This window comes from Serratia sp. BNK-10, assembly GCF_047456065.1.
Taxonomy (GTDB): Bacteria; Pseudomonadota; Gammaproteobacteria; order Enterobacterales; family Enterobacteriaceae; genus Serratia; species Serratia ureilytica.
This window is the reverse complement of sequence record NZ_CP179894.1, coordinates 4,226,165-4,246,865: the sequence shown is the minus strand read 5'-3', so window position 1 is coordinate 4,246,865 and position 20,701 is coordinate 4,226,165. Positions and strand designations below refer to the sequence as shown.

Genomic DNA, 20,701 nt, shown 5'->3' with positions numbered 1-20,701 from the left:
AATCATGAGTAAATACAAAGCGATTATTACCACCGCCGGGGCGGCCAAGATTGCCGCCGCCAGCGCGGGCGGCACGCAGTTGAAAATCGTCTCTATGGCCGTCGGCGACGGAAACGGCACGTTGCCGACACCTAACCCGGCACAAACAACGCTCGTCAATGAGAAACACCGTGCGGCGCTCAATGGGCTGGCTATTGATAAGGCAGTGAAAAATCACATTCTGGCCGAAATGATTATTCCGGCGAACGTCGGCGGGTGGTGGCTACGTGAAATGGGCCTCTATGACGAGGCCGGGACGCTGATTGCCGTCAGCAATATGGCGGAGAGCTACAAGCCGAAGCTGGCAGAAGGTAGCGGCCGCACGCAGACGCTGCGCATGATTTTGATTGTCAGCAGTTCCGAAGCGATTCAGGTGATCGCCGGTGATGACACCGTGCTGGCGACAAAAGATTTTGTGGCTGAGGCGATCGCCGCGCATGAGAAAACCCGCAATCACCCGGATGCCAGCACCATAGCCAAAGGGCTGGTACAGTTGAGCAGCGCGACAACCAGTACCGACGAAACGAAAGCCAGCACGCCGAAGGCGCTTAAAACGGTCAGCGATGCCAGCATGAAAAAGGCCGCCAATCTGTCCGACTTGCCCGACAAGGCCGCCGCGCGTGGCAATCTGGCGTTAGGTACGGCCGCGACGAAAAACGTCGGGGTAGAGGGCGGGCAACTGATGGAGGTCGGCGCATTTGGATTGGGAAGCGGCTCACGTCACCGGGAAGATGCGTATTGCAATCAGGCTGAAATCTACCGGGTTAATAGTTCGTCAAAGAATACGCCGGGCGGCGATGTTTATGGCGTGCTGAGTTTGCCCTGCGACGGCGGCCCGTCGGGGGCGTATATGGCGGTACAAAACAACGGCAACGCATTCTTTGGCCGTTCGAACATCCCCAGTAATGGGGTGGTGTGGTTTCAGGCTTACACGACGAAGTTTAAACCGACGGCGGCAGACGTTGGCGCATGGAGTAAAACAGAATCCGATGGCCGATTTGTAAAACAGAGCGGCGACACAATGAGCGGCCCGTTAGCGCTGCCGCGTGTCGTGTTCCCGAACGAAAATACCGCTAACGCCGATACTGATGTGAACCGTGAGAACGGTTTTACCGTTGAATCATTGGTTGCCACGGCCAACAAAGGCTATCCCGTGCCGGGCGGCATGGGGGTGTTGTTTACCGGCAAAGTGAACGAATTCCGCAACGTTCAGTTTGCGGTCGGCTCCGGCGATCTGGCGTTTTACTTGCGATCACTGCGAAAAGATAGCCCTGCCTCAATGCGTTGGGCGCAAGTGTACACCACGGACTACAAACCGACGGCGGCAGATGTCGGCGCACTGACGGACGCACAGGCCGCGCAGAAATACGCGCTGCGCTCTATCAAGGTGAACGGCAAGCCGCTGTCTACGGACGTTAACCTGTTGGCCGGTGATGTCAACGCATGGAATAAGACCGAAGCTGACGGCCGCTATGTGAAGCGCACCGGCGACACGATGAGCAACACGCTAAACCTGCCGCGCGTGGCATTCCCCAGCGAGTCCGCGCCGCCGGTAAATGCCGACGATGACCTGACGCGGCCGAACGGATTCACGCTGGAGCAATTGGCGGCCCAATCGAAGGGTTATCCGATGAATGGAGCGGTCGGCAATCTGCTGACCTTCAAATTAAATCGTTATCGCAATGTGCAGTTTGCGATCGGCTCCGGCAATACGGATTTCTGGTTACGCTCGATGCGTGATGACACCCCGGAAACAGCCCGGAAGTGGGCGCAGGTATACACCACGGACTACAAACCGACGGCGGCAGATGTCGGCGCGCTGACCGACGCGCAGGCGGCCCAGAAATACGCGCTGCGCTCTATCAAGGTGAACGGTAAGCCGTTGTCCGCTGATGTGAATTTGTTGGCCGGTGACGTTAACGCCTGGAATAAAACCGAAGCAGATGGCCGCTATCTGGCGAAGACCGGCGGGCAGTTAACCGGGACGCTAAAGACCAGCGCGGAGATCCAATCTACCCATATTGATAATTATCGCATGGTCGGCGGCGGGTTCGGTTCCTTCTGGCGCAATGACGGCAACCGGCTTTATCTGCTGCTGACAAACGAAAATGACCAATACGGCACATTCAACGCCCTGCGTCCGTTCTCTGTGGATGTCAGAACCGGCGGCGCCGCTTTTGAGTCGGGTATTCATATCGGTGGTAAATGGCCTGCGATCACCACCTCCAGCGGGACGACGTGGCACCCTGACGGAAATATTCAGGGTTCAAAATGGGGCGGCTATCTAAGTGACTGGCTGAACAACAATATTAACGGCCGCGTTGATTGGAATTCCTTTGCAAACCGAACGCATGAAGGGCCGGGGTGGTGGCGAGACGAGAACACCGGCATCTTGATCCAATATGGCAGGACATACACTAAGGGGATTAACGAAAGTGCGAACCTGTGGCAGTCGTTCAACATCCCGTTTACCCAATGGGTGGGGCCGATCCTGATGACGCCCGCTTGGCCGGACAGAAGCACTTGGGATCAGTATTACGATTATGGTGTGCAGCTTGGCAGCCATAACACGCAGGGTTTTAACTGGAACAAACAATGTTACAGCAACGACGTGCGCACCGATTGGGATAGTGGCATGACGTGGTTCGCGATTGGGAAATAAAAAATATGTATGTCTATAGTGCTGAAAAGAATGCGTTTTACCCGCTAGCGATGCTGGAAGATTACGTCGCCGTCGGGGCTTGGCCTGACGACGGTATTGATGTTGATGAAGCTGTTTTTCAGGCGTTCACCGGCCAGCCGCCGGAGGGGAAACAGCGTGGATCAGCGAAGGGGCGGCCATGCTGGGTAGACATCCCGCCACCGACTGCCGAGCAACAGCGCGCCAGTGCTGAGCGCCGTAAAGCGTCGTTGATGATGTTGGCCGGAAAGGCGTTGGCACCGTTGCAGGATGCGAATGATTTGGGGATGGCGACGGAGGAAGAAGCCGCGCAGCTCAAACTCTGGAAAATCTACCGAGTGCAGCTGAGCCGCATTAACCCGCAGGACGCGCCGGATATTGACTGGCCGGTGACGCCCGGCGCCTAAGAAAAAAGCCCGCAGCGATGCGGGCTTTTTGTTTGCGGCGTTCCCTGATGTTGCCGCGTCGTTACCTTTCGACCTTACCCCGTCCGGCTAAAATCCGTCCAATTGATTGCATAGATCAATACGGCGTTATTGATCGGCGCGAACGATCGTTATTTCCTCAAAATCCCCCAATCCGGCCCGGCCTGTTGTCTGGTCGGCCTTCCAGCACCCAGCGCGTGCGGCCCGGCGTGCCGGGCGTCATCATGCCTGCACCTACTCACCACCCGGAGCAAATTAATGGGCGATTATCATCACGGCGTGCGCGTCGTCGAAATCAACGACGGCACCCGCGTTATTTCCACCGTATCGACGGCAATCGTCGGCATGGTCTGCACGGCGGAGGATGCCGACGCGTCGGTTTTCCCGCTCGATACCCCGGTACTGATCACCGATGTGCTGGCCGCCTCCGGCAAGGCCGGTAAAAAAGGCACGCTGGCGGCGTCGCTGCGGGCGATCGCCGAACAGGCGAAGCCGGTCACGGTGGTTGTTCGCGTTGCCACCGGCAAAGACGCGGCGGAAACCACCTCAAACATCATCGGCGGCGCGAATGCCGAAGGCCGTTACACCGGCATGAAAGCGCTGTTATCTGCGCAGGCAGAACTTGGCGTTAAGCCGCGCATCCTCGGCGTGCCGGGGCTGGATAATCAGGAGGTAGCGACGGCGCTCGCCGGGATTTGTCAGCAGTTGCGCGCGTTCGGCTATATCAGCGCCTACGGCTGCAAAACCGTGCAGGAGGCTACCAAGTACCGCGACAATTTCAGCCAGCGCGAGCTGATGCTGATCTGGCCGGATTTTGTCAGCTGGAACACCACCGCCAACCAGAGCGACATCGCCTACGCCACCGCCCGCGCGCTGGGCCTGCGTGCCAAAATCGACACGGAAACCGGCTGGCATAAGACGCTTTCAAACGTCGGCGTTAACGGCGTGACCGGCATCACCGCCAGCGTGTTCTGGGATTTGCAGGCGCCCGGCACCGATGCCGATCTGTTAAACGAGGCGTGCGTTACCACACTGATCCGCAAAGACGGCTTTAAATTCTGGGGTTCCCGCACCTGCTCTGATGATCCGTTGTTCATGTTCGAGAACTATACCCGCACCGCGCAGGTGCTGGCCGACACGATGGCTGAGGCGCACCTATGGGCCGTTGACCGCCCGGTGACGCCTACGCTGGTGCGCGACATGATTGACGGCATCAACGCGAAATTCCGTGAGCTGAAATCCGCCGGGCTGATTATCGACGGTAATTGCTGGTACGACGAAAGCGCCAACACCGTCGAAACCCTGAAGGCGGGCAAGCTGTTTATCGATTACGACTACACGCCGGTGCCACCGCTGGAAGATTTAACCCTGCGCCAGCGCATCACCGATCGCTATCTGGCGACGTTTGCGGCATCCGTGAACCGCTAAAGGAGACGTTAGAACATGGCACTGCCGAAAAAACTGAAATACCTGAACCTCTTCAACGACGGCTACAGCTACATGGGCGTGGTGTCCTCGCTGACGCTGCCGAAGCTCACCCGCAAGCTGGAGAAATACCGGGGCGGCGGCATGAACGGCGCGGCCTCCATCGATATGGGGCTGGACGATGACGCGCTGGCCGTTGAGTGGTCGATGGGCGGCATTGATGAGCTGGTGCTGAAGCAGTGGGGCGCCGTCGATGCCGTGCCGCTGCGCTTTGCCGGTTCATTCCAGCGTGACGACACCGGCGAGGTGTCCGCTGTGGAAGTGGTGATGCGTGGCCGCCACAAGGAAATCGATTTTGGCGAGTACAAGCAGGGCGAGGATACCGAAACGAAGGTTTCCACCGAGTGTACTTACTTCAAGCTGACCGTGGACGGCAAAGAGCTGATCGAGGTCGATACCGTGAACATGGTCGAAAAGGTCAACGGCGTTGACCGGCTGGCCGAGCATCGCAAGGCGATCGGCCTGTAATTTTTGCGCCAGCCCGCCGGGCTGGCCCTTTTCCCCCTGATTTGAGAGAGCACCATGAAAGACGCAAAAGAAAATACCGTTACCCTCGACACCCCGATCAAGCGGGGTGAAACCACCATCACCGATGTGCAGGTGATTAAACCGAACGCGAGCGCGCTGCGCGGCGTCGGGCTGGCGGCGCTCGCCAATGCCGATGTTGACGCGCTGCTGGTTGTGCTGCCGCGCGTGACCGTGCCGAACCTGACCAAAGAAGAATGCGCGCGCCTTGAGCTGCCGGATTTGGTGGCGTTTGCCGGGAAAGTGGTCGGTTTTTTGTCGCCGAACTCGGCGGTGTAATCCCCGACGCCCGGCTGGGCGTTGATGACTTGATGGCGGACATCGCGGTGATCTTCCACTGGCCGCCGTCTGAAATGGCCGGAATGACGCTCACGGAGCTGTTGAACTGGCGCCATTTGGCACTGCAACGCAGCGGAGTTAATCACGATGAGTAAAAGCCTGCAGCTACAGGTGCTGCTGAAGGCCGTAGACCAAGCCACCCGCCCGCTAAAGAGTATCCAACAGGCAAGCAAACAGCTTGCCGGTAATATCAAAACCACGCAACAAACCCTCAAGGCTCTGGACGCGCAAAGCGCCCGGATTGAGGGCTTTCGCAAGGCGCAGGGGCAGCTTGCCGTTACCGGCAAGGCACTGAAGAAAGCCAAGGAAGAGGCGGCCGCGCTGGCCGTCCAGTTCAAGGCGACGGAAAAACCCACGGCGCAGCAAGCGCGCTTGCTTGAGGCGTCGAAGCGCGCCGCCGCCGAGCTGCAGACGAAATACAACGGCCTGCGCCAGTCGGTGCAGCGCCAGCGTGACGCGCTCAACGCTGACGGCATCGCTACCCGGAACCTGAGCGCTGAACAGCGCCGGTTGAAGGCCAGCGCCAGTGAAGCCACGGCAGCGCTGGGCCGCCAGCGCGGCGAGCTGGAACGCCTGAGCAAGAAACAAGAGCAGGTTAACCGCGTCGGCGCGCGTTACCGGGCCGGGCAATCGGCAACTGCGGCTGTCCGTAATACCAGCGCGGCCGGGCTGGGTATCGCTACCGCCGGGCTGGTCGCTGAAGGGGCATTTATTGCGCCGGGGGTGCAGTTCGACAGGCAGATGTCAGACACGCAAGCCACGTTAGGGCTGGCGAAAAATGACAAGCAACTGGCCGCCATTCGCCAGCAGGCGCGGGATATTGGCGCCACGACCGCGTTTTCGCCGACGGACGTCGCCCGCACGCAATCGGTGCTCGCCAAGTCCGGCTTTAACGGCGATGCCATTCTGAAATCGACCGAGTCAACGGTCAATCTGGCGCTGGCCTCCGATCTGGACATCGCCGACGCGGCCGACATCATCACCAACATGCAATCGGCGTTCAACATGCCGATAGACGAGATCCAGCGCGTCGCGGACGTGATGACCAAAGGTTTCACCAGCTCGAACAGTAACCTGATGGATTTTGGCGAGGCGATGAAGTACGTCGCGCCGATCGCCGAGGCTGCCGGGGCCAGTATCGAGGACACCACCGCCTTGCTGGGCGTGTTGGCCGATAACGGCATCAAGGGGTCTATGGCCGGTACGGCGGCCAGCGCGATGTTTACGCGGTTACAGGCGCCCGTCGGACAGGCGGCTGATGCGCTGTCAGAATTGGGCGTAAAAACAAAGGACGGCAAAGGGAACATGCTGCCGATCGCGAACATCCTCAAGAAAATTAACGGCTCGTTTAAAACCAACAAGCTCGGCACCGCGCAGCAGGCCGAATACCTGAAAGTCATTTTCGGCGAAGAGGCGATGAAAGGCGCTATCAAGCTGATTGACGCCGCCGGTAACGGCAAGCTGAGCGAAAAACACAGCACCGTCACCCAGTCAAAAGGGGCGACGGCCCAGATTGCCCGAGTGAAAGTGGACAACCTCGACGGCGACCTGAAAAACCTGTTTTCGGCGTGGGAAGATGTTCGCATTGAGGTGTTCGACGGCCAGAACTCAGCGCTGCGCAAACTCACGGTTTCCGCCACTGAATGGCTCACCAAGGCAGGGGCATGGGTGAAGGCCAATCCTGAGCTGGTCGGCACATTGGTGAAAGTCACGGCGGGCGTTACGGCCCTGATCGGTGGCCTCGCTGCGCTGGGCCTTATTGCATGGCCGGTGATGGCCGGGGTCAATATGTTGATCGCCGGGGCCGGGCTGCTGGGAACGGTCTTTACCACCGTCGGCGCCGGGATTGCGGCCGCATTCAGTGTGATCACCTTGCCGGTGGTTGCGGCGGCGGCGGTGATTGCCGGTGTGGCGTTGACTATCCGTAAATATTGGGAGCCTATCAGCGCCTTTTTGACGGGCATCGGCGAAGGCTTCAGCGCCGCTTTCGCGCCGATGCGCGCCGCGCTTGTCCCGCTGGCAGGCGCATTTACGCCGCTGCTTAGCATGGTGCGCAACGTGTGGCAGTGGTTCGGCAAGCTGCTCGAGCCGGTGAAATCTTCACAGGCCGAACTCCAGACCGCCGCGCGCTATGGGCGCATGTTCGGTGAATGGGTCGCGGCCGGATTGAGCCTGCCGCTGCAGCTGTTGGGCGGATTGCCCGGCCTGCTGACCGGCATCTGGGGCGTTGCGAGCGGCATTGCAGAGCGTGCCGCCGCCGTCTGGGACACCATTGGCGAGCGTGTTAACGCGGCATGGCTGGCGCTGAGCGCCGCCACGGTTCAGGCATGGGATCGGCTGACCAGCTGGCTTAATGGCAAATGGGAGGGGCTGGTAAACGGGGCTAAAGCGCTTCCGGGGCAGTTCAAAGAAGCCGGGATGAACATGATTAACGGGGTCATTGACGGCATTAGCGAGCGCTGGCAGGCGCTGAAAGACAAGTTTTCCAGCCTCACGGATATGCTGCCGGACTGGATGACGTTTGGCGACGATGAGGCGGAGGTTAACCCGGCGATTTCATACAATCGCCCGGCGCCTGAGCTGATGCCGGGGCCGGGCTATGCAGGGGCATTCGACAAGGGCGGCATTATCCCGCGCGGCCAGTTCGGCATCGTCGGCGAGCGTGGCCCGGAGATTGTCAACGGCCCGGCCAATGTCACCGGGCGCCGGAAAACGGCGGCGCTGTCGGCGGCAATGTTATCGCTGTCAACGCCGGTGATGGCGTCGGCCCCGGCAGCGGCACCTGCCATGGCGCCAGCCCCGATCACGATTCAGGTGTACGGCGCCCCCGGTCAAGATGCGGCCTCCATTGCGCGTGAAGTCTCGCGCCAGCTTGAGACCGAACGACGCAAACAAGCGGCCGCCGCGCGCAGTCGCATGAACTACGAAGGGTAAAACCATGATGTTAACGCTGGGCCTGTTTGTTTTTATGCTGCAGACGCTGCCGTATCAATCCATGAGCCGCAACGCGGAATATCGCTGGCCGAGCAACGCCCGCGTTGGCCTGCGCCCGGCGGCGCAATTTCTGGGGATGGATGAGGAAAAAATCACGCTGTCCGGGGTGCTGCTGCCGGAGATCACCGGCGGCCGTTGGTCACTGCTGACGCTGCAACTGATGGCCGAACAGGGCCGGGCGTGGCCGCTGATTGAAGGCACCGGCACGATTTACGGCATGTTTGTGATCGAGTCGATTTCTGAAACGCATTCCGAGTTTTTCGCCGACGGCAGCCCGCGTCGCACAGAGTTCACGCTCAACCTGAAGCGGGTCGATGAGTCCCTGTCTGCGATGTTTGGCGATCTGCGCCAGCAGGCCGGGGAACTGTACGATAAAGCCGGAGAGATGGCCGGGAAGGCCGCCGGTGCTATGGGAGGGTTGTTATCATGATCACCGGCGTAAGCCTGCCAGCCGGGGCGCGAGTTGCCCCGGATTTCTCGCTGTTGCTGCAGGATAACGACATCACGCAGAACATCCGCAAGCGGCTGATTTCTCTATCGCTGACGGATAACCGGGGCTTTGAGGCCGACCAGCTCGACATCGAGCTGGACGACAGCGACGGACTGATGGCGATGCCTCAGCGCAATGCGGTGCTGTCGCTAGCGCTCGGCTGGCAAGGCTCGCCATTGACGCCAAAAGGCCAGTTTACGGTCGATGAGGTCGAACACCGGGGCGCGCCGGACACGCTGACTATTCGCGCGCGTAGTGCGGATTTTCGCGGCTCGCTGAACACCCGGCGCGATGAGTCCTACCACGACACCACCCTGGGCGACATTGTGCAGAAGGTGGCTGCGCGTAATAAGCTGAAAGCCTCGCTGGCCGCCGGTCTGGGCACCATCAAAATCAGCCATATTGACCAGACGCAGGAGACGGATGCGGCATTTATTACCCGACTTGCAACGCTCAACGGCGCAGTGGCGGCGGTGAAAAATGGCGCTCTGCTGTTGTTGCGACCGGGGAACGGCGCCACGGTAGGCGGGAAGCCATTGCCGGTGTATACCATCACCCGGCAGGATGGCGATCAGCACAGTTTCAGCATTGCCGATCGGGATGCATATACCGGCGTGACGGCGAGCTGGCTCAATACAAAACAGCCGAAGCCGAAGAAAGTGAAGCTGCAGCGCAAGCCGAAAGAGCAGCATTTGCGCGCGCTGCAACACCCGAAGGCGAAGCCGGGCAGCAGCAAAAAACCGGGGAAACCGGCGGAGGCGGCGAAAGGCGATTATCTGGTGGGGGCTGACGATAACGTGTTTGCGATCACCAAAATTTACGCCACCAAGGCCGCCGCAATGCGCGCCGCACAGGCCAAGTGGGAAAAGCTTCAGCGCGGTGTGGCTGAGTTCTCACTGTCGCTCGCCATGGGGTGGGCTAACATCACGCCGGAAACGCCGGTACGCGTCAGCGGGTTTAAAGCGGCGATCGATGCGCAAGACTGGATAGTGAGCAAAGTTACGCACAATTTGAGTAACGGCGGTTTTACGACGGCACTGGAGTTTGAGGTTTTGCTGTCGGATGTGAATTATGATGTCACATAAAGTGAATTGTAAATTCACTTAAAGTTTATTCTGTTTCGAGTCCTGAGAGGTATTATCGGCGGCAACAGTGTTAGTGACGAGGAATTAATCATGTTTCATTGCCCGTTATGCAGAACAGCGGCACATGCCCGCACTAGTCGTTACCTGAGTCAACACACGAAAGAGCGTTATCATCAGTGCCAAAATATTAACTGCGGTCACACGTTTAAAACGATGGAAACCTATGATAGCGCGATCATGACGCCGGGGCAGGTAGATGCAGTGCCGCCGCATCCGGTCGGTGCCAGTGTGGCAGGACAGCAACAGGTTATGTGGATGTAATCAGCCCATAGAAAAATAGCCCGCTTAGTGCGGGCTTTTTTATGTCTAAAGCAAAGTGGCGGCAAAAACCCATCGCCATTTCATCGCCACTGTGATTTGTGATAATAAAAAAGCCACCTCAAGAGGTGGCTTAACTATATGATTTTAAAGCTAAAATTTGGTGGCCCCTGTTGGGTTTGAACCAACGACCAAGCGATTATGAGTCGCCTGCTCTAACCACTGAGCTAAGGGGCCAAGCCGCGAGATTATAGGGAATCCTTAAGCGGCGGTCTACTGTTACCCGCCCGTATGTTGCTTTTCTGCGCAGTTCTAGCCTGTTGTAATTGCTGGCGGATTTTGCGATAACCGCAGTAAATCCCTGCAATGGACTCACAATACTCATGGAACTTCTGGCGCCTGGCCTGCGGGTGGTGTTTTGCGGCATCAACCCCGGCCTTTCTTCCGCCCATCAGGGCTACCCTTTCGCCAACGGCAGCAACCGCTTCTGGAAGGTGATCCATCAGGCCGGCTTTACCGAGAGCCAGTTGGCACCGGAGCAGTGGCAGCAGCTGAAGGATAACGGCTGCGGCATTACCGCGCTGGTGGCGCGCCCGACGGTGGCGGCCAGCGAGCTGTCGCGCGACGAGTTGCGCAGCGGCGGTGAGGCGCTGCAAGAGAAGATCCTGCGCTACCAGCCGCGCGCGCTGGCGATTTTAGGCAAGCAGGCGTTCACCACCGCCTTCGGGGTGAAAAACGCGCCCTGGGGCAAGCAGGCGATGATGCTGGGGCAAACCGAGGTGTGGGTATTGCCCAACCCCAGCGGATTGAACCGCGCCACGCTGGAGCAGCTTACCGCCAGCTATCGCGAGCTGTTCCTGGCGCTGCAATGACACAAGGGAGTATGCGATGACATCGATAATGAAAGGCTGTGTGATGGCGCTGTTATTGGTGACCGGCGCTGCACAGGCGGGGCATTCGCCACAGGAAGCGCGCAACAAGCAGAACGTGCTGGAGTTTTATCGGCAGGGGCTGAACAACAAGGATTTTGCGGCGGCGCGGCCGTTTTTGGGGGAACAGTACAAGCAGCATAACCCCAACGCCAAAGACGGCGTGGCGGGTTTTCGTCAATTTGTCGAGCTGCTGAAAACGCGTTACCCCAACTCGCACAGTGAGGTAAAACAGGCGTTCGTCGACGGCGACTACGTGATTCTGCATGTGGAGGTCAGCGGACGCGAGGCCGGTAAAACCGCGGCGATCATCGATATCTTCCGTCTCGACAGCGCCGGAAAAATCGTTGAGCACTGGGACGTGACGCAGCCGGTGCCGGAGAAGACCGCCAGCGGCAACAGCATGTTCTGAGGCATAAAAAAACCCCGGCAGGCCGGGGTTTTTGTTTTGAGTGCAACCGCTGGACTTAGTCGTCCAGGAAGCTGCGCAGCACTTCGGAGCGGCTTGGGTGACGCAGCTTGCGCAGCGCCTTGGCTTCGATCTGACGAATACGCTCACGGGTAACGTCAAACTGCTTGCCAACCTCTTCCAGCGTGTGGTCGGTGTTCATGTCGATGCCGAAACGCATGCGCAGCACTTTCGCTTCGCGCGCGGTCAGGCCGGCCAACACGTCGTGGGTGGCGGAACGCAGGCTTTCCGAAGTCGCGGAATCCAGCGGCAGCTCGAGGGTGGTATCCTCGATGAAGTCGCCCAGATGCGAATCTTCGTCGTCGCCGATCGGCGTTTCCATCGAGATTGGCTCTTTGGCGATCTTCAGCACCTTGCGGATCTTGTCTTCCGGCATCAGCATGCGTTCGGCCAGCTCTTCCGGCGTCGGCTCGCGGCCCATCTCTTGCAGCATCTGGCGCGAAATACGGTTGAGCTTGTTGATGGTCTCAATCATATGCACCGGAATACGGATGGTGCGCGCCTGGTCGGCGATGGAGCGGGTGATAGCCTGACGGATCCACCAGGTGGCGTACGTCGAGAACTTGTAGCCGCGGCGGTATTCGAACTTGTCTACCGCTTTCATCAGGCCGATGTTGCCTTCCTGGATCAGATCCAGGAACTGCAGGCCGCGGTTGGTGTATTTCTTGGCGATGGAAATAACCAGACGCAGGTTGGCCTCAACCATCTCTTTCTTCGCGCGGCGAGCTTTCGCTTCACCGATCGACATGCGACGGTTGATGTCTTTGACCTGCTCGATGGTCAGGCCGGTTTCTTCTTCGATCTGACGCAGTTTCTGCAGGCTGCGCTGCACGTCTTCAGCAACGTCTTTCAGCTTTTCCGACCATGGCTTGGCCATCGCCAGTGCGGCTTCGAACCAGGAGTCGCTGGTTTCGTTGCCGGCGAACAGGGTGACGAAGTTTTTCTTCGGCATTTTGCACTGTTCAACGCACAGCTTCATGATGATGCGTTCCTGGGTGCGAACGCGATCCATCATGGTGCGCATGCTGTTGACCAGGAAGTCGAACTGTTTCGGCACCAGGCGGAACTGCTTGAACACTTCAGACAGCTTCAGGATCTCGTCCGCGGCGCTGGCGTGGCTGCGGCCGTTCTTTTTGATCACCAGACGCGTCGCTTCATACTGATCGCGCAGTTCGGCGAACTTCTGACGCGCCAGCTCAGGATCGATGCTGTTGTCGTCTTCGGTGTCGTCGTCTTCGGCATCCTCATCTTCTTCGTCGTCGTCTTGCTCTTCGCTCGACAGTTCGGAACCGATGTGGGTCGCGGTTGGGGCGATGTCCTCTTCCGCGTTAGGATCGACGAAGCCGGTGATCAGATCGGACAGGCGCGCTTCGCCCGCTTCGACGCGATCGTACTGCTCAAGCAGGTAGGTGATGGCTTCCGGGTATTCGGCAACCGAGCACTGCACCTGGTTGATGCCGTCTTCGATGCGCTTGGCGATGTCGATTTCGCCTTCGCGCGTCAGCAGTTCGACGGTACCCATTTCGCGCATGTACATGCGCACCGGGTCGGTGGTGCGGCCGATTTCGGATTCCACGCTGGACAGAACCTGTGCGGCGGCTTCTTCCGCATCTTCGTCCGTGCTGTTCGAGTTTTCGGCGAGCAGCAGGTCATCGGCGTCCGGTGCTTCTTCCATCACCTGGATGCCCATGTCGTTAATCATCTGGATGATGTCTTCGATCTGATCGGAGTCGACGATATCTTCCGGCAGATGGTCATTGACCTCAGCATAGGTCAGATAGCCTTGCTCCTTACCACGGGTGACAAGTAGCTTCAGCTGTGACTGCGGGTTTTGCTCCATAAGACGGTATCCACACTTCAGAGTATTTAGGTTGGTGTCGGTCGGCGAAACCGCCAACAATAGCATTTGGGGCGTTTTCGTTATCGCCGCGGCCCACTATGGCGGCACTGTGCAGGGCTCTGCCCTCGCAATTATCGGCACTTAAGCCGTTTGGTATTCAGTTTTTCTTCGCTAAAACCTGGTTGAGGGAACGGACTTCTTCACGTTCCTCCGGGCTCAGGCCGCGCGTTCTGGCCTGCGCGATCAGCGTTTCCAGCCGTTGCTCGAGCACCGAGTCGTACAGGCTGGCCAACGTATCCAAAAAGGTCTGTTCGACCATGTCCTCAACGATCATATGGTTCCAGGTCGCCAAGGTTTCAAGCTGCTGGCTGAATTTGTTGTCGCGATACAGCTCCAGCAATTGCCCGGTTGTCAGGCCCGGCTGCGCCAAACAGGTCTGCACCAGTTCGACGAACAGCGGCAATCCCGCCTGTTTGGTCTGCTCCAACCCTTCCAGCGAAGGGATAAGTGTAGCCAACTGCGGATTTTGCACCAGTAACCCTATCAGTATACGCATGGTTGTGCGTTTTAGCTGGGGCGCCTGATAAGGATTCGCATTTTCAGCCTGCTTGGGCATCAGCTTGTCGAGCTGGCTGTCGTCCAGCAGCCCCAGCTTGTTGCCGAGCTCCTGACGCAGGTACAAGCGCAACGTTTCGCCCGGCACCTGAGTAATCAGCGGCAGCGCCAGCGTGCTCAGCTTGGCGCGCCCGTCCGGGCTGCTCAAATCCACCTGCGGCAGCAGGCTTTCGAACAGGAAAGTGGACAGCGGCTGCGCCTGCTCCATTCGCTGTTCGAAGGCTTCTTTGCCTTCCTTGCGCACCAGGGTGTCCGGGTCTTCGCCATCGGGCAAAAACATGAACCGCAGCTGGCGCCCGTCGTTCAGGTACGGCAGCGCGGTTTCCAGCGCCCGCCAGGCCGCTTCGCGGCCGGCGCGGTCGCCGTCGTAACAGCAGACGACGTTGTCGGTGGCGCGGAACAGCAGCTGAATGTGTTCAGCCGTCGTCGAGGTTCCGAGCGAGGCGACGGCATAATCGATGCCGAATTGCGCCAACGCCACCACGTCCATATACCCTTCCACCACCAGCAGCCGCTGCAGGGTTGGGTGATTCTGCTGTGCTTCATACAGGCCATACAGTTGGCGGCCCTTATGGAAAACTTCGGTTTCCGGCGAGTTCAGGTACTTGGGCATGCCGTCGCCCAGCACGCGGCCGCCGAAGGCGATGACGCGCCCGCGCTTGTCGCGGATGGGGAACATCACCCGTTCGCGGAAACGGTCGTACGAACGCCCCTGATCGTTAGTCACCAGCATGCCGGCATCGTTCAATGCGCGGCGCGAGTCGGCGTCGCGGCCGAAACGCTTCAGGGCGTTGTCCCATCCCGCCGGCGCGAAGCCGATGGCGAAATGGCGAATAACGTCGTCACTTAATCCGCGCTGCTGCAAATAGCTGCGCGCCGGCGCCCCGGAGGACTGCTGCAGTGACTGTTGATAGAACGCGCTGAGCTGTTCCATCAGTTGGTATAGGCTCTGGCGCTGATGGCGTTCGATCTGGGTCGGCCCGGTGCCCGCTTCGTAAGGCACTTCCAACCCGTGCATGGTCGCCAGCTCTTCGATGGTTTCGACAAACTCGAGTCGGTCGTAATTCATCAAAAAGTCGACGGCGTTGCCGTGCGCACCACACCCAAAACAGTGATAAAACTGCTTTTCGCCATTAACGGTAAATGAAGGCGTCTTTTCGTGGTGGAACGGACAGCACGCGTGGTAGTTCTTGCCTTGCTTCTTGAGCTTCACGCGGGCGTCGATCAAATCGACGATGTCGGTGCGAGCCAGCAAGTCATTGATAAATACGCGCGGAATTCGTCCAGCCATAAGCCCTTACTTCATTAGCCTATAAACGAGAACAAGCCGCGCATTCCTTTCGGAAAGCACGGCCTTCGTATGCAACTACTCGGTCTGCGCGATTTTGAAAATCAGAAATTCACGCGGTGGGGTTGCCCCCGAAGAATTAATACAGACGAGTGCGGCGTGCGTTTTCGCGAGCCAGTTTCTTCGCGTGACGTTTCACAGCAGAAGCTTTAGCGCGTTTACGTTCGGTAGTTGGTTTTTCATAAAACTCACGACGACGAACTTCAGCTAAAACACCCGCTTTTTCGCAAGAGCGTTTGAAACGACGCAGAGCAACGTCAAATGGCTCGTTTTCACGTACTTTAATTACCGGCATGTGCCTCTCACCTCAATAAAATTCGGTTTGCTGCTGGCCAAGCGCCAGCCTTTTCAAAATGGTGCGGAATTTTACTCCAATGGATGCTGCTTTGTAAAGCATCACCGCAAATTGAAACCCGCGTCGCTCTGCCGCAACGTGCGCAATTTTGCACCGGGCGCTGATTATAGACTAATCAGAAAAAAATGCTCGTGTTTAATCGCTCGGGCATTTTCTGGATGAATCATCGACATAGGCGCAAGCCGGTGACAAGATGCGCCGCATCGGCGGTAAATGCGGCGGAATGTGGTAGACTGGCGGCCGCACGTGAATGATGGGAAATGTAATGCGAGTACTGGGTATAGAAACGTCCTGCGATGAAACCGGAATTGCAGTGTATGACGATCAAACCGGTTTGTTGGCCAACCAATTATACAGCCAGGTGAAGCTGCACGCCGACTACGGCGGCGTGGTGCCGGAACTGGCCTCCCGCGATCACGTGCGCAAAACCGTGCCGCTGATTCAGGCGGCGCTGAAAGAGGCCAACCTGACCCCGGCCGATATCGACGGCGTGGCTTATACCGCCGGGCCGGGCCTGGTAGGTGCGTTGCTGGTCGGCGCTACCGTCGGGCGTGCGCTGGCGTTCGCCTGGAACGTGCCGGCGGTGCCGGTGCACCATATGGAAGGCCACCTGCTGGCGCCGATGCTGGAAGATAACCCGCCGGCGTTCCCGTTCGTCGCGCTGCTGGTCTCCGGCGGCCACACTCAGCTGATCAGCGTCACCGGCATCGGTGAATATGAACTGCTGGGCGAGTCGATCGACGATGCCGCCGGCGAAGCGTTCGACAAAACCGCCAAGCTGCTCGGCCTGGATTATCCCGGCGGGCCGATGCTGTCGAAGATGGCGCAGCAGGGCACGGCGGGGCGTTTCACCTTCCCGCGGCCGATGACCGATCGTCCGGGGCTGGACTTCAGCTTCTCCGGCCTGAAAACCTTCGCCGCCAACACCATCCGCTCCAACGGCAACGACGATCAGACGCGTGCCGACATCGCCCGCGCCTTCGAGGATGCAGTGGTGGATACGCTGGCGATCAAATGCAAACGCGCGCTGGAGCAAACCGGCTTCAAACGCCTGGTGATGGCCGGCGGCGTGAGCGCCAACCGCACGTTGCGCGCCAAACTGGCGGAGATGATGCAGAAACGCGGCGGGGAAGTGTTCTATGCCCGCCCGGAATTTTGCACCGACAACGGCGCGATGATCGCCTATGCCGGCATGGTGCGGCTGAAGAGCGGCGCCAACCCGGAGCTGAGCGTGTCGGTGCGGCCGCGCTGGCCGCTGGCGGAACTGCCTGCGGTATAAAACAAAGGGCCGGATTATACGGCCCTTACGTTATTCGTCTTTCGGCTGGTCGCCGTTATCCTCATCCGCGTCGTTTTTCTTCTTGCGGAACTTGCCCCAAATCTTGCCTTCCTGGCCGCGCCACAGGCGCTGAATATTGTCGTGATGCCGCATCAGGATCAGGCAGGAGAGCATCGCCACCGGGAAGGTGAACTGCGGTTTGAACCACCAGACGTAGAACGGGGCGATCAGCGCGCTGACGATGGCGCCGAGCGAAGAGTAGCCGCTGAGCAACACCGTCAGCAGCCAGGTGCCGGTCATCAGGCCGGTCAGATCCCAGCCGATAGGCGCGATGGCGCCAAACGCCGTCGCCACGCCTTTACCGCCGCGGAAGTGGAAGAACACCGGATAGATGTGCCCAAGACAGGCGGCGATCGCCGTCAGGCCCAGATACAGCGGCGGCACATTGAGTTTGTAGGCCAGCCAGACCGGCAACATCCCTTTCAGAATATCGAACACCAGCACCGCCGCCGCCGCCAGCCGGCCGCCGATGCGCAGGACGTTGGTCGCCCCGGGGTTTCCTGAGCCATGTTCACGCGGGTCCGGCAGCCTGGCGATCCGGCAAACCAGGATCGCGCTCGAAATCGAGCCGCACAGATACGCGAAGATAATCATGCCAAGCGCGGTAGCACTCATAACGCGGTTCCGTTTAATAATGGTCGTTTTACTCGCAACATCTATGGATAATACGCACATTCCGCTGGAAGTGGTATCCGGCAAGGCCAAAAACAGAGAATGACGTGATGGATATCGTATTTATTGAAGAGCTTACCGTAATTACCACCATTGGCGTTTATGAGTGGGAACAGGGCATTCGTCAGAAACTGGTGTTCGATATCGAAATGGGCTGGGATAACCGGCCGGCCGCCGCCAGCGACGACGTAAATGACTGTCTGAGCTATGCCGACGTCAGCGATGCCGTGATCCAACACGTGGAGTCGAACCGGTTCGCGCTGGTGGAGCGCGTAGCGGAGGAAATATCTGAAATTTTGCTCCAGCGCTTCAATTCCCCCTGGGTCCGTATTAAGGTCAGCAAACCGGGCGCTGTAGCACATGCCAATCGGGTCGGCGTGATCATTGAGCGCGGCACCCGTCCCGCATGATTTTATGTCATCTGCTTGCAACGAAAGACCGTTAACCTGGTCTTAATCCTGAGAATTGTTTTAGCGGCATTGTCTTTAAGCATTGCCGCTTTTTTATGTGATAGCCGTTATTTTATGGGGTGAGCGAAGCACATGGCAGACATGCATTCACTGTTTATTGCGTTTGTTCTTGGGGTTGTCGAGGGATTAACCGAATTTTTGCCGGTTTCTTCCACCGGGCATATGATCATCGTCGGCGAGTGGCTGGGCTTTACCGGCGACAAAGCCAAAACCTTTGAAGTCATTATCCAGCTGGGGTCGATCCTGGCCGTCGTCGTGATGTTCTGGCGCCGGTTGTTCGGTCTGATCGGCATCCATTTCGGCGGCAAGCCGGTGGAGCACGAAGGCAAAACCAGCGGCCAGCTGAAGCTGGGGCACATCCTGCTGGCGATGATCCCGGCGGTGGTGCTGGGGCTGGCCTTCCATGATTTCATCAAGTCGCTGTTTGCGCCGAAAAACGTGATGTACGCGTTGGTGGTCGGCGGCCTGCTGCTGCTGGCGGCGGAATGGCTGAAGCCGAAGAAGCCTAGCGCGGAAGGGTTGGATGACATCACTTACCGTCAGGCGTTCATGATCGGCTGCTTCCAGTGTCTGGCGCTGTGGCCGGGCTTCTCCCGTTCGGGTTCCACTATCGCCGGCGGCATGCTGGTGGGCGTGAACCGCTATGCGGCGTCCGAGTTCTCCTTCATTCTGGCTGTGCCGATGATGATTGGTGCCAGCGGCCTGGATCTGTATAAGAGCCTGCACTTCCTGACCTGGGGCGACCTGCCGATGTTCGCCGTCGGTTTCGTCACCGCCTTCGTGGTGGCGCTGGTTGCGATCAAGACCTTCCTGTCGCTGATCAAACGCATCTCGTTCGTACCGTTCGCTATCTACCGCTTTATCGTGGCGGCCGTGGTTTACATGGTGTTCCTGTAAGCCTTCACGCCAAGAAAAAACCCCGCTCCGCGGGGTTTTTTTATGCCTGATCGTTGATGATGGTTTGGGTGAGCTTCCACTCGGCCAGCGCCTGCTGGCGGCGGCGTTTGAGCTCGTCGCGGATCGCGGTGCCCTGCAGCCCGCTGGCCACCACCTCTTTAATCGATACCGCGTTCGCCACCTGATACGCCTGGCGCAGATAGTCGCCCTGCGGATAGGGATTCTCCTCAAAGCCGGTACGGCCGCGCGCGTCCGCCTCGCTGGTCAGGATCATCTGCTCCAGCCGGTGCGGCTTGCGCCAGACGTCGATGGCGTCGAACAGCTTCAATAGGGTCTCCGGCCGCAGCTTGTTCACGGTGTGGATCAGATCATGGTACTCGGCCACCAGCTTGCTCAGATCGCGCACCGGGTTGGGCACCCGCAGCCGCTGGCACAGCGCCTCAACCAGCCGCACGCCGGCCGGGCCGTGGCCGTGGTGATGCGGCCAGAACTCTTTTGGCGTCAATCCCTTGCCGAGGTCATGGCACAGGGTGGCGAAGCGCACGTCCACCTCCGGCGTGAGGCGGGCGGCGATCGCCAACGCCATCAGCGTGTGCACGCCGGTGTCGATTTCCGGGTGCCACTTGGCGGGAGCCGGCACGCCGAACAGCGCGTCGATTTCCGGGAACAGCACCGCCAGCGCATCGCAGTCGCGCAGCACCTGAAAATAGACCTGCGGGCTCTGGCTTTGCAGCGCCTTTTCCGTTTCTTTCCAGACGCGTTCGGCGGTCAGCGCGGCCAGTTCACCGCTGTGCGCCATCCGGCGCATCAGGGCGAGCGTTTCGTCGGCGATGTGAAAACCCAGGTGGGCGAAGCGGGCGGTGAAGCGCGCCACGCGCAGTACGCGCAGCGGATCTTCGCCGAAGGCGTCGGAAACGTGGCGCAGCACGCGCGCCTGCAGATCGGCCACGCCGCCGTAAGGATCAATCAGCTCTCCCTCGGCGGAACGGGCGATGGCGTTGATGGTCAGATCGCGCCGCAGCAGATCCTCCTCCAGCGTGACGTCCGGCGCGGCATAGCAGGTAAAACCGGTGTATCCCTGGCCGGATTTGCGCTCGGTGCGCGCCAGCGCGTATTCCTCGTGGGTGTCGGGATTGAGGAATACCGGAAAGTCTTTGCCGACCTGCTGGTAGCCCAATGCCAGCAGCTCGGCCGGCGTGGCGCCCACCACCACCCAATCATGATCGACCACCGGAATGTCGAGCAGGCTGTCGCGAACGGCGCCGCCGACCAGATAAATCTGCACTGTTGACTCCTGAATATCGTGTAAGGCTCTGTCTATCAGATTACATGAATTGGCCGCGGGATGTCGGCGCCAATGAAAAGGGCGCCCGCAGGCGCCCATACT

Annotated in this window: 20 protein-coding genes and 1 tRNA gene; 15 read left to right on the top strand and 6 right to left on the bottom strand. The window is 59.1% G+C overall.

The window, feature by feature from the left end:
* Positions 1 to 4: 4 nt before the first annotated feature.
* The 10 genes from ACMGG9_RS20340 (at position 5) to ACMGG9_RS20295 (ending at position 10,383) form a co-directional block, all read left to right on the top strand.
* A complete protein-coding gene (locus tag ACMGG9_RS20340; protein WP_342133970.1) occupies positions 5 to 2,701 on the top strand; it encodes a phage tail protein in 2,697 nt (898 codons plus the stop codon).
* Positions 2,680 to 3,126, top strand: coding sequence for a tail fiber assembly protein (locus ACMGG9_RS20335; protein ID WP_256353154.1), 447 nt, complete (start codon positions 2,680 to 2,682; stop codon positions 3,124 to 3,126). The genes ACMGG9_RS20340 and ACMGG9_RS20335 overlap by 22 nt, the downstream gene beginning before the upstream one ends.
* A 276-nt stretch (positions 3,127 to 3,402) precedes the next feature.
* Positions 3,403 to 4,572, top strand: a complete 1,170-nt coding sequence (locus ACMGG9_RS20330) for a phage tail sheath protein (RefSeq protein WP_076740387.1) — start codon at positions 3,403 to 3,405, stop codon at positions 4,570 to 4,572.
* A gap of 15 nt (positions 4,573 to 4,587) precedes the next feature.
* Entirely contained in the window at positions 4,588 to 5,097 is a 510-nt protein-coding gene (locus ACMGG9_RS20325) for a phage major tail tube protein (protein WP_023447563.1), read from the top strand.
* Positions 5,098 to 5,151: 54 nt separating this feature from the next.
* Positions 5,152 to 5,433 carry a phage tail assembly protein gene (locus ACMGG9_RS20320; protein WP_176326324.1) on the top strand — a complete coding sequence of 94 codons (282 nt, stop codon included), beginning with the start codon at positions 5,152 to 5,154 and terminating at the stop codon, positions 5,431 to 5,433.
* 32 nt (positions 5,434 to 5,465) lie between these two features.
* Positions 5,466 to 5,588, top strand: a complete 123-nt coding sequence (locus ACMGG9_RS20315) for a GpE family phage tail protein (protein WP_023456045.1) — start codon at positions 5,466 to 5,468, stop codon at positions 5,586 to 5,588.
* On the top strand, positions 5,581 to 8,427 hold the full coding sequence (locus tag ACMGG9_RS20310; RefSeq protein WP_414161670.1) for a phage tail tape measure protein: 2,847 nt from the start codon (positions 5,581 to 5,583) through the stop codon (positions 8,425 to 8,427). The genes ACMGG9_RS20315 and ACMGG9_RS20310 overlap by 8 nt, the downstream gene beginning before the upstream one ends.
* Positions 8,428 to 8,431: 4 nt before the next feature.
* Complete coding sequence (locus tag ACMGG9_RS20305) at positions 8,432 to 8,917, top strand: phage tail protein (protein ID WP_015379102.1); 486 nt, start codon at positions 8,432 to 8,434, stop codon at positions 8,915 to 8,917.
* Positions 8,914 to 10,062 (top strand): phage late control D family protein, encoded by a 1,149-nt coding sequence (locus tag ACMGG9_RS20300; protein WP_414161669.1) that lies wholly within the window; start codon positions 8,914 to 8,916, stop codon positions 10,060 to 10,062. Before ACMGG9_RS20305 ends, ACMGG9_RS20300 begins: the two co-directional genes overlap by 4 nt.
* A gap of 90 nt (positions 10,063 to 10,152) precedes the next feature.
* Positions 10,153 to 10,383, top strand: coding sequence for a DNA-binding transcriptional regulator (locus tag ACMGG9_RS20295; RefSeq protein WP_071998163.1), 231 nt, complete (start codon positions 10,153 to 10,155; stop codon positions 10,381 to 10,383).
* Between the two features lie 158 nt (positions 10,384 to 10,541).
* On the opposite strand, the gene ACMGG9_RS20290 is transcribed toward ACMGG9_RS20295, so the two are convergent.
* A tRNA-Ile gene (locus ACMGG9_RS20290) sits at positions 10,542 to 10,617 on the bottom strand.
* 146 nt (positions 10,618 to 10,763) lie between these two features.
* On the opposite strand from ACMGG9_RS20290, the gene mug reads away from it, so the two are divergent.
* Together mug and ACMGG9_RS20280 are read left to right on the top strand one after the other, a co-directional pair.
* Positions 10,764 to 11,252 (top strand): G/U mismatch-specific DNA glycosylase, encoded by a 489-nt coding sequence (mug, locus tag ACMGG9_RS20285; RefSeq protein ID WP_033644588.1) that lies wholly within the window; start codon positions 10,764 to 10,766, stop codon positions 11,250 to 11,252.
* A 16-nt stretch (positions 11,253 to 11,268) separates the two neighbouring features.
* Positions 11,269 to 11,721 (top strand): ester cyclase, encoded by a 453-nt coding sequence (locus ACMGG9_RS20280; RefSeq protein ID WP_033651285.1) that lies wholly within the window; start codon positions 11,269 to 11,271, stop codon positions 11,719 to 11,721.
* Between the two features lie 55 nt (positions 11,722 to 11,776).
* On the opposite strand, the gene rpoD is transcribed toward ACMGG9_RS20280, so the two are convergent.
* The 3 genes from rpoD to rpsU form a co-directional block, all read right to left on the bottom strand.
* On the bottom strand, positions 11,777 to 13,618 hold the full coding sequence (gene rpoD, locus ACMGG9_RS20275) for an RNA polymerase sigma factor RpoD (RefSeq protein ID WP_025304326.1): 1,842 nt from the start codon (positions 13,616 to 13,618) through the stop codon (positions 11,777 to 11,779).
* Between the two features lie 157 nt (positions 13,619 to 13,775).
* Complete coding sequence (dnaG, locus tag ACMGG9_RS20270) at positions 13,776 to 15,524, bottom strand: DNA primase (RefSeq protein ID WP_025304325.1); 1,749 nt, start codon at positions 15,522 to 15,524, stop codon at positions 13,776 to 13,778.
* A gap of 136 nt (positions 15,525 to 15,660) precedes the next feature.
* The gene (gene rpsU / locus ACMGG9_RS20265; RefSeq protein WP_001144069.1) at positions 15,661 to 15,876 is read right to left on the bottom strand and encodes a 30S ribosomal protein S21; all 216 of its coding nucleotides are present in this window, start codon (positions 15,874 to 15,876) and stop codon (positions 15,661 to 15,663) included.
* A gap of 325 nt (positions 15,877 to 16,201) precedes the next feature.
* On the opposite strand from rpsU, the gene tsaD reads away from it, so the two are divergent.
* A complete protein-coding gene (gene tsaD, locus ACMGG9_RS20260) occupies positions 16,202 to 17,215 on the top strand; it encodes a tRNA (adenosine(37)-N6)-threonylcarbamoyltransferase complex transferase subunit TsaD (protein WP_004937199.1) in 1,014 nt (337 codons plus the stop codon).
* 30 nt (positions 17,216 to 17,245) lie between these two features.
* Here the strand turns inward: tsaD and plsY are convergent, their stop codons facing one another.
* A complete protein-coding gene (gene plsY, locus ACMGG9_RS20255; protein ID WP_033644590.1) occupies positions 17,246 to 17,890 on the bottom strand; it encodes a glycerol-3-phosphate 1-O-acyltransferase PlsY in 645 nt (214 codons plus the stop codon).
* A 107-nt stretch (positions 17,891 to 17,997) separates the two neighbouring features.
* Here plsY and folB point away from each other — a divergent pair, with 107 nt between their 5' ends.
* Both folB and bacA read left to right on the top strand, forming a co-directional pair.
* Positions 17,998 to 18,357, top strand: a complete 360-nt coding sequence (folB, locus tag ACMGG9_RS20250) for a bifunctional dihydroneopterin aldolase/7,8-dihydroneopterin epimerase (RefSeq protein ID WP_015379095.1) — start codon at positions 17,998 to 18,000, stop codon at positions 18,355 to 18,357.
* Positions 18,358 to 18,489: 132 nt separating this feature from the next.
* Entirely contained in the window at positions 18,490 to 19,314 is an 825-nt protein-coding gene (gene bacA / locus ACMGG9_RS20245) for an undecaprenyl-diphosphate phosphatase (protein ID WP_033644592.1), read from the top strand.
* Positions 19,315 to 19,354: 40 nt separating this feature from the next.
* Here bacA and ACMGG9_RS20240 read toward each other — a convergent pair whose 3' ends face one another.
* On the bottom strand, positions 19,355 to 20,599 hold the full coding sequence (locus tag ACMGG9_RS20240) for a multifunctional CCA addition/repair protein (protein ID WP_123061979.1): 1,245 nt from the start codon (positions 20,597 to 20,599) through the stop codon (positions 19,355 to 19,357).
* Positions 20,600 to 20,701 lie beyond the last annotated feature (102 nt).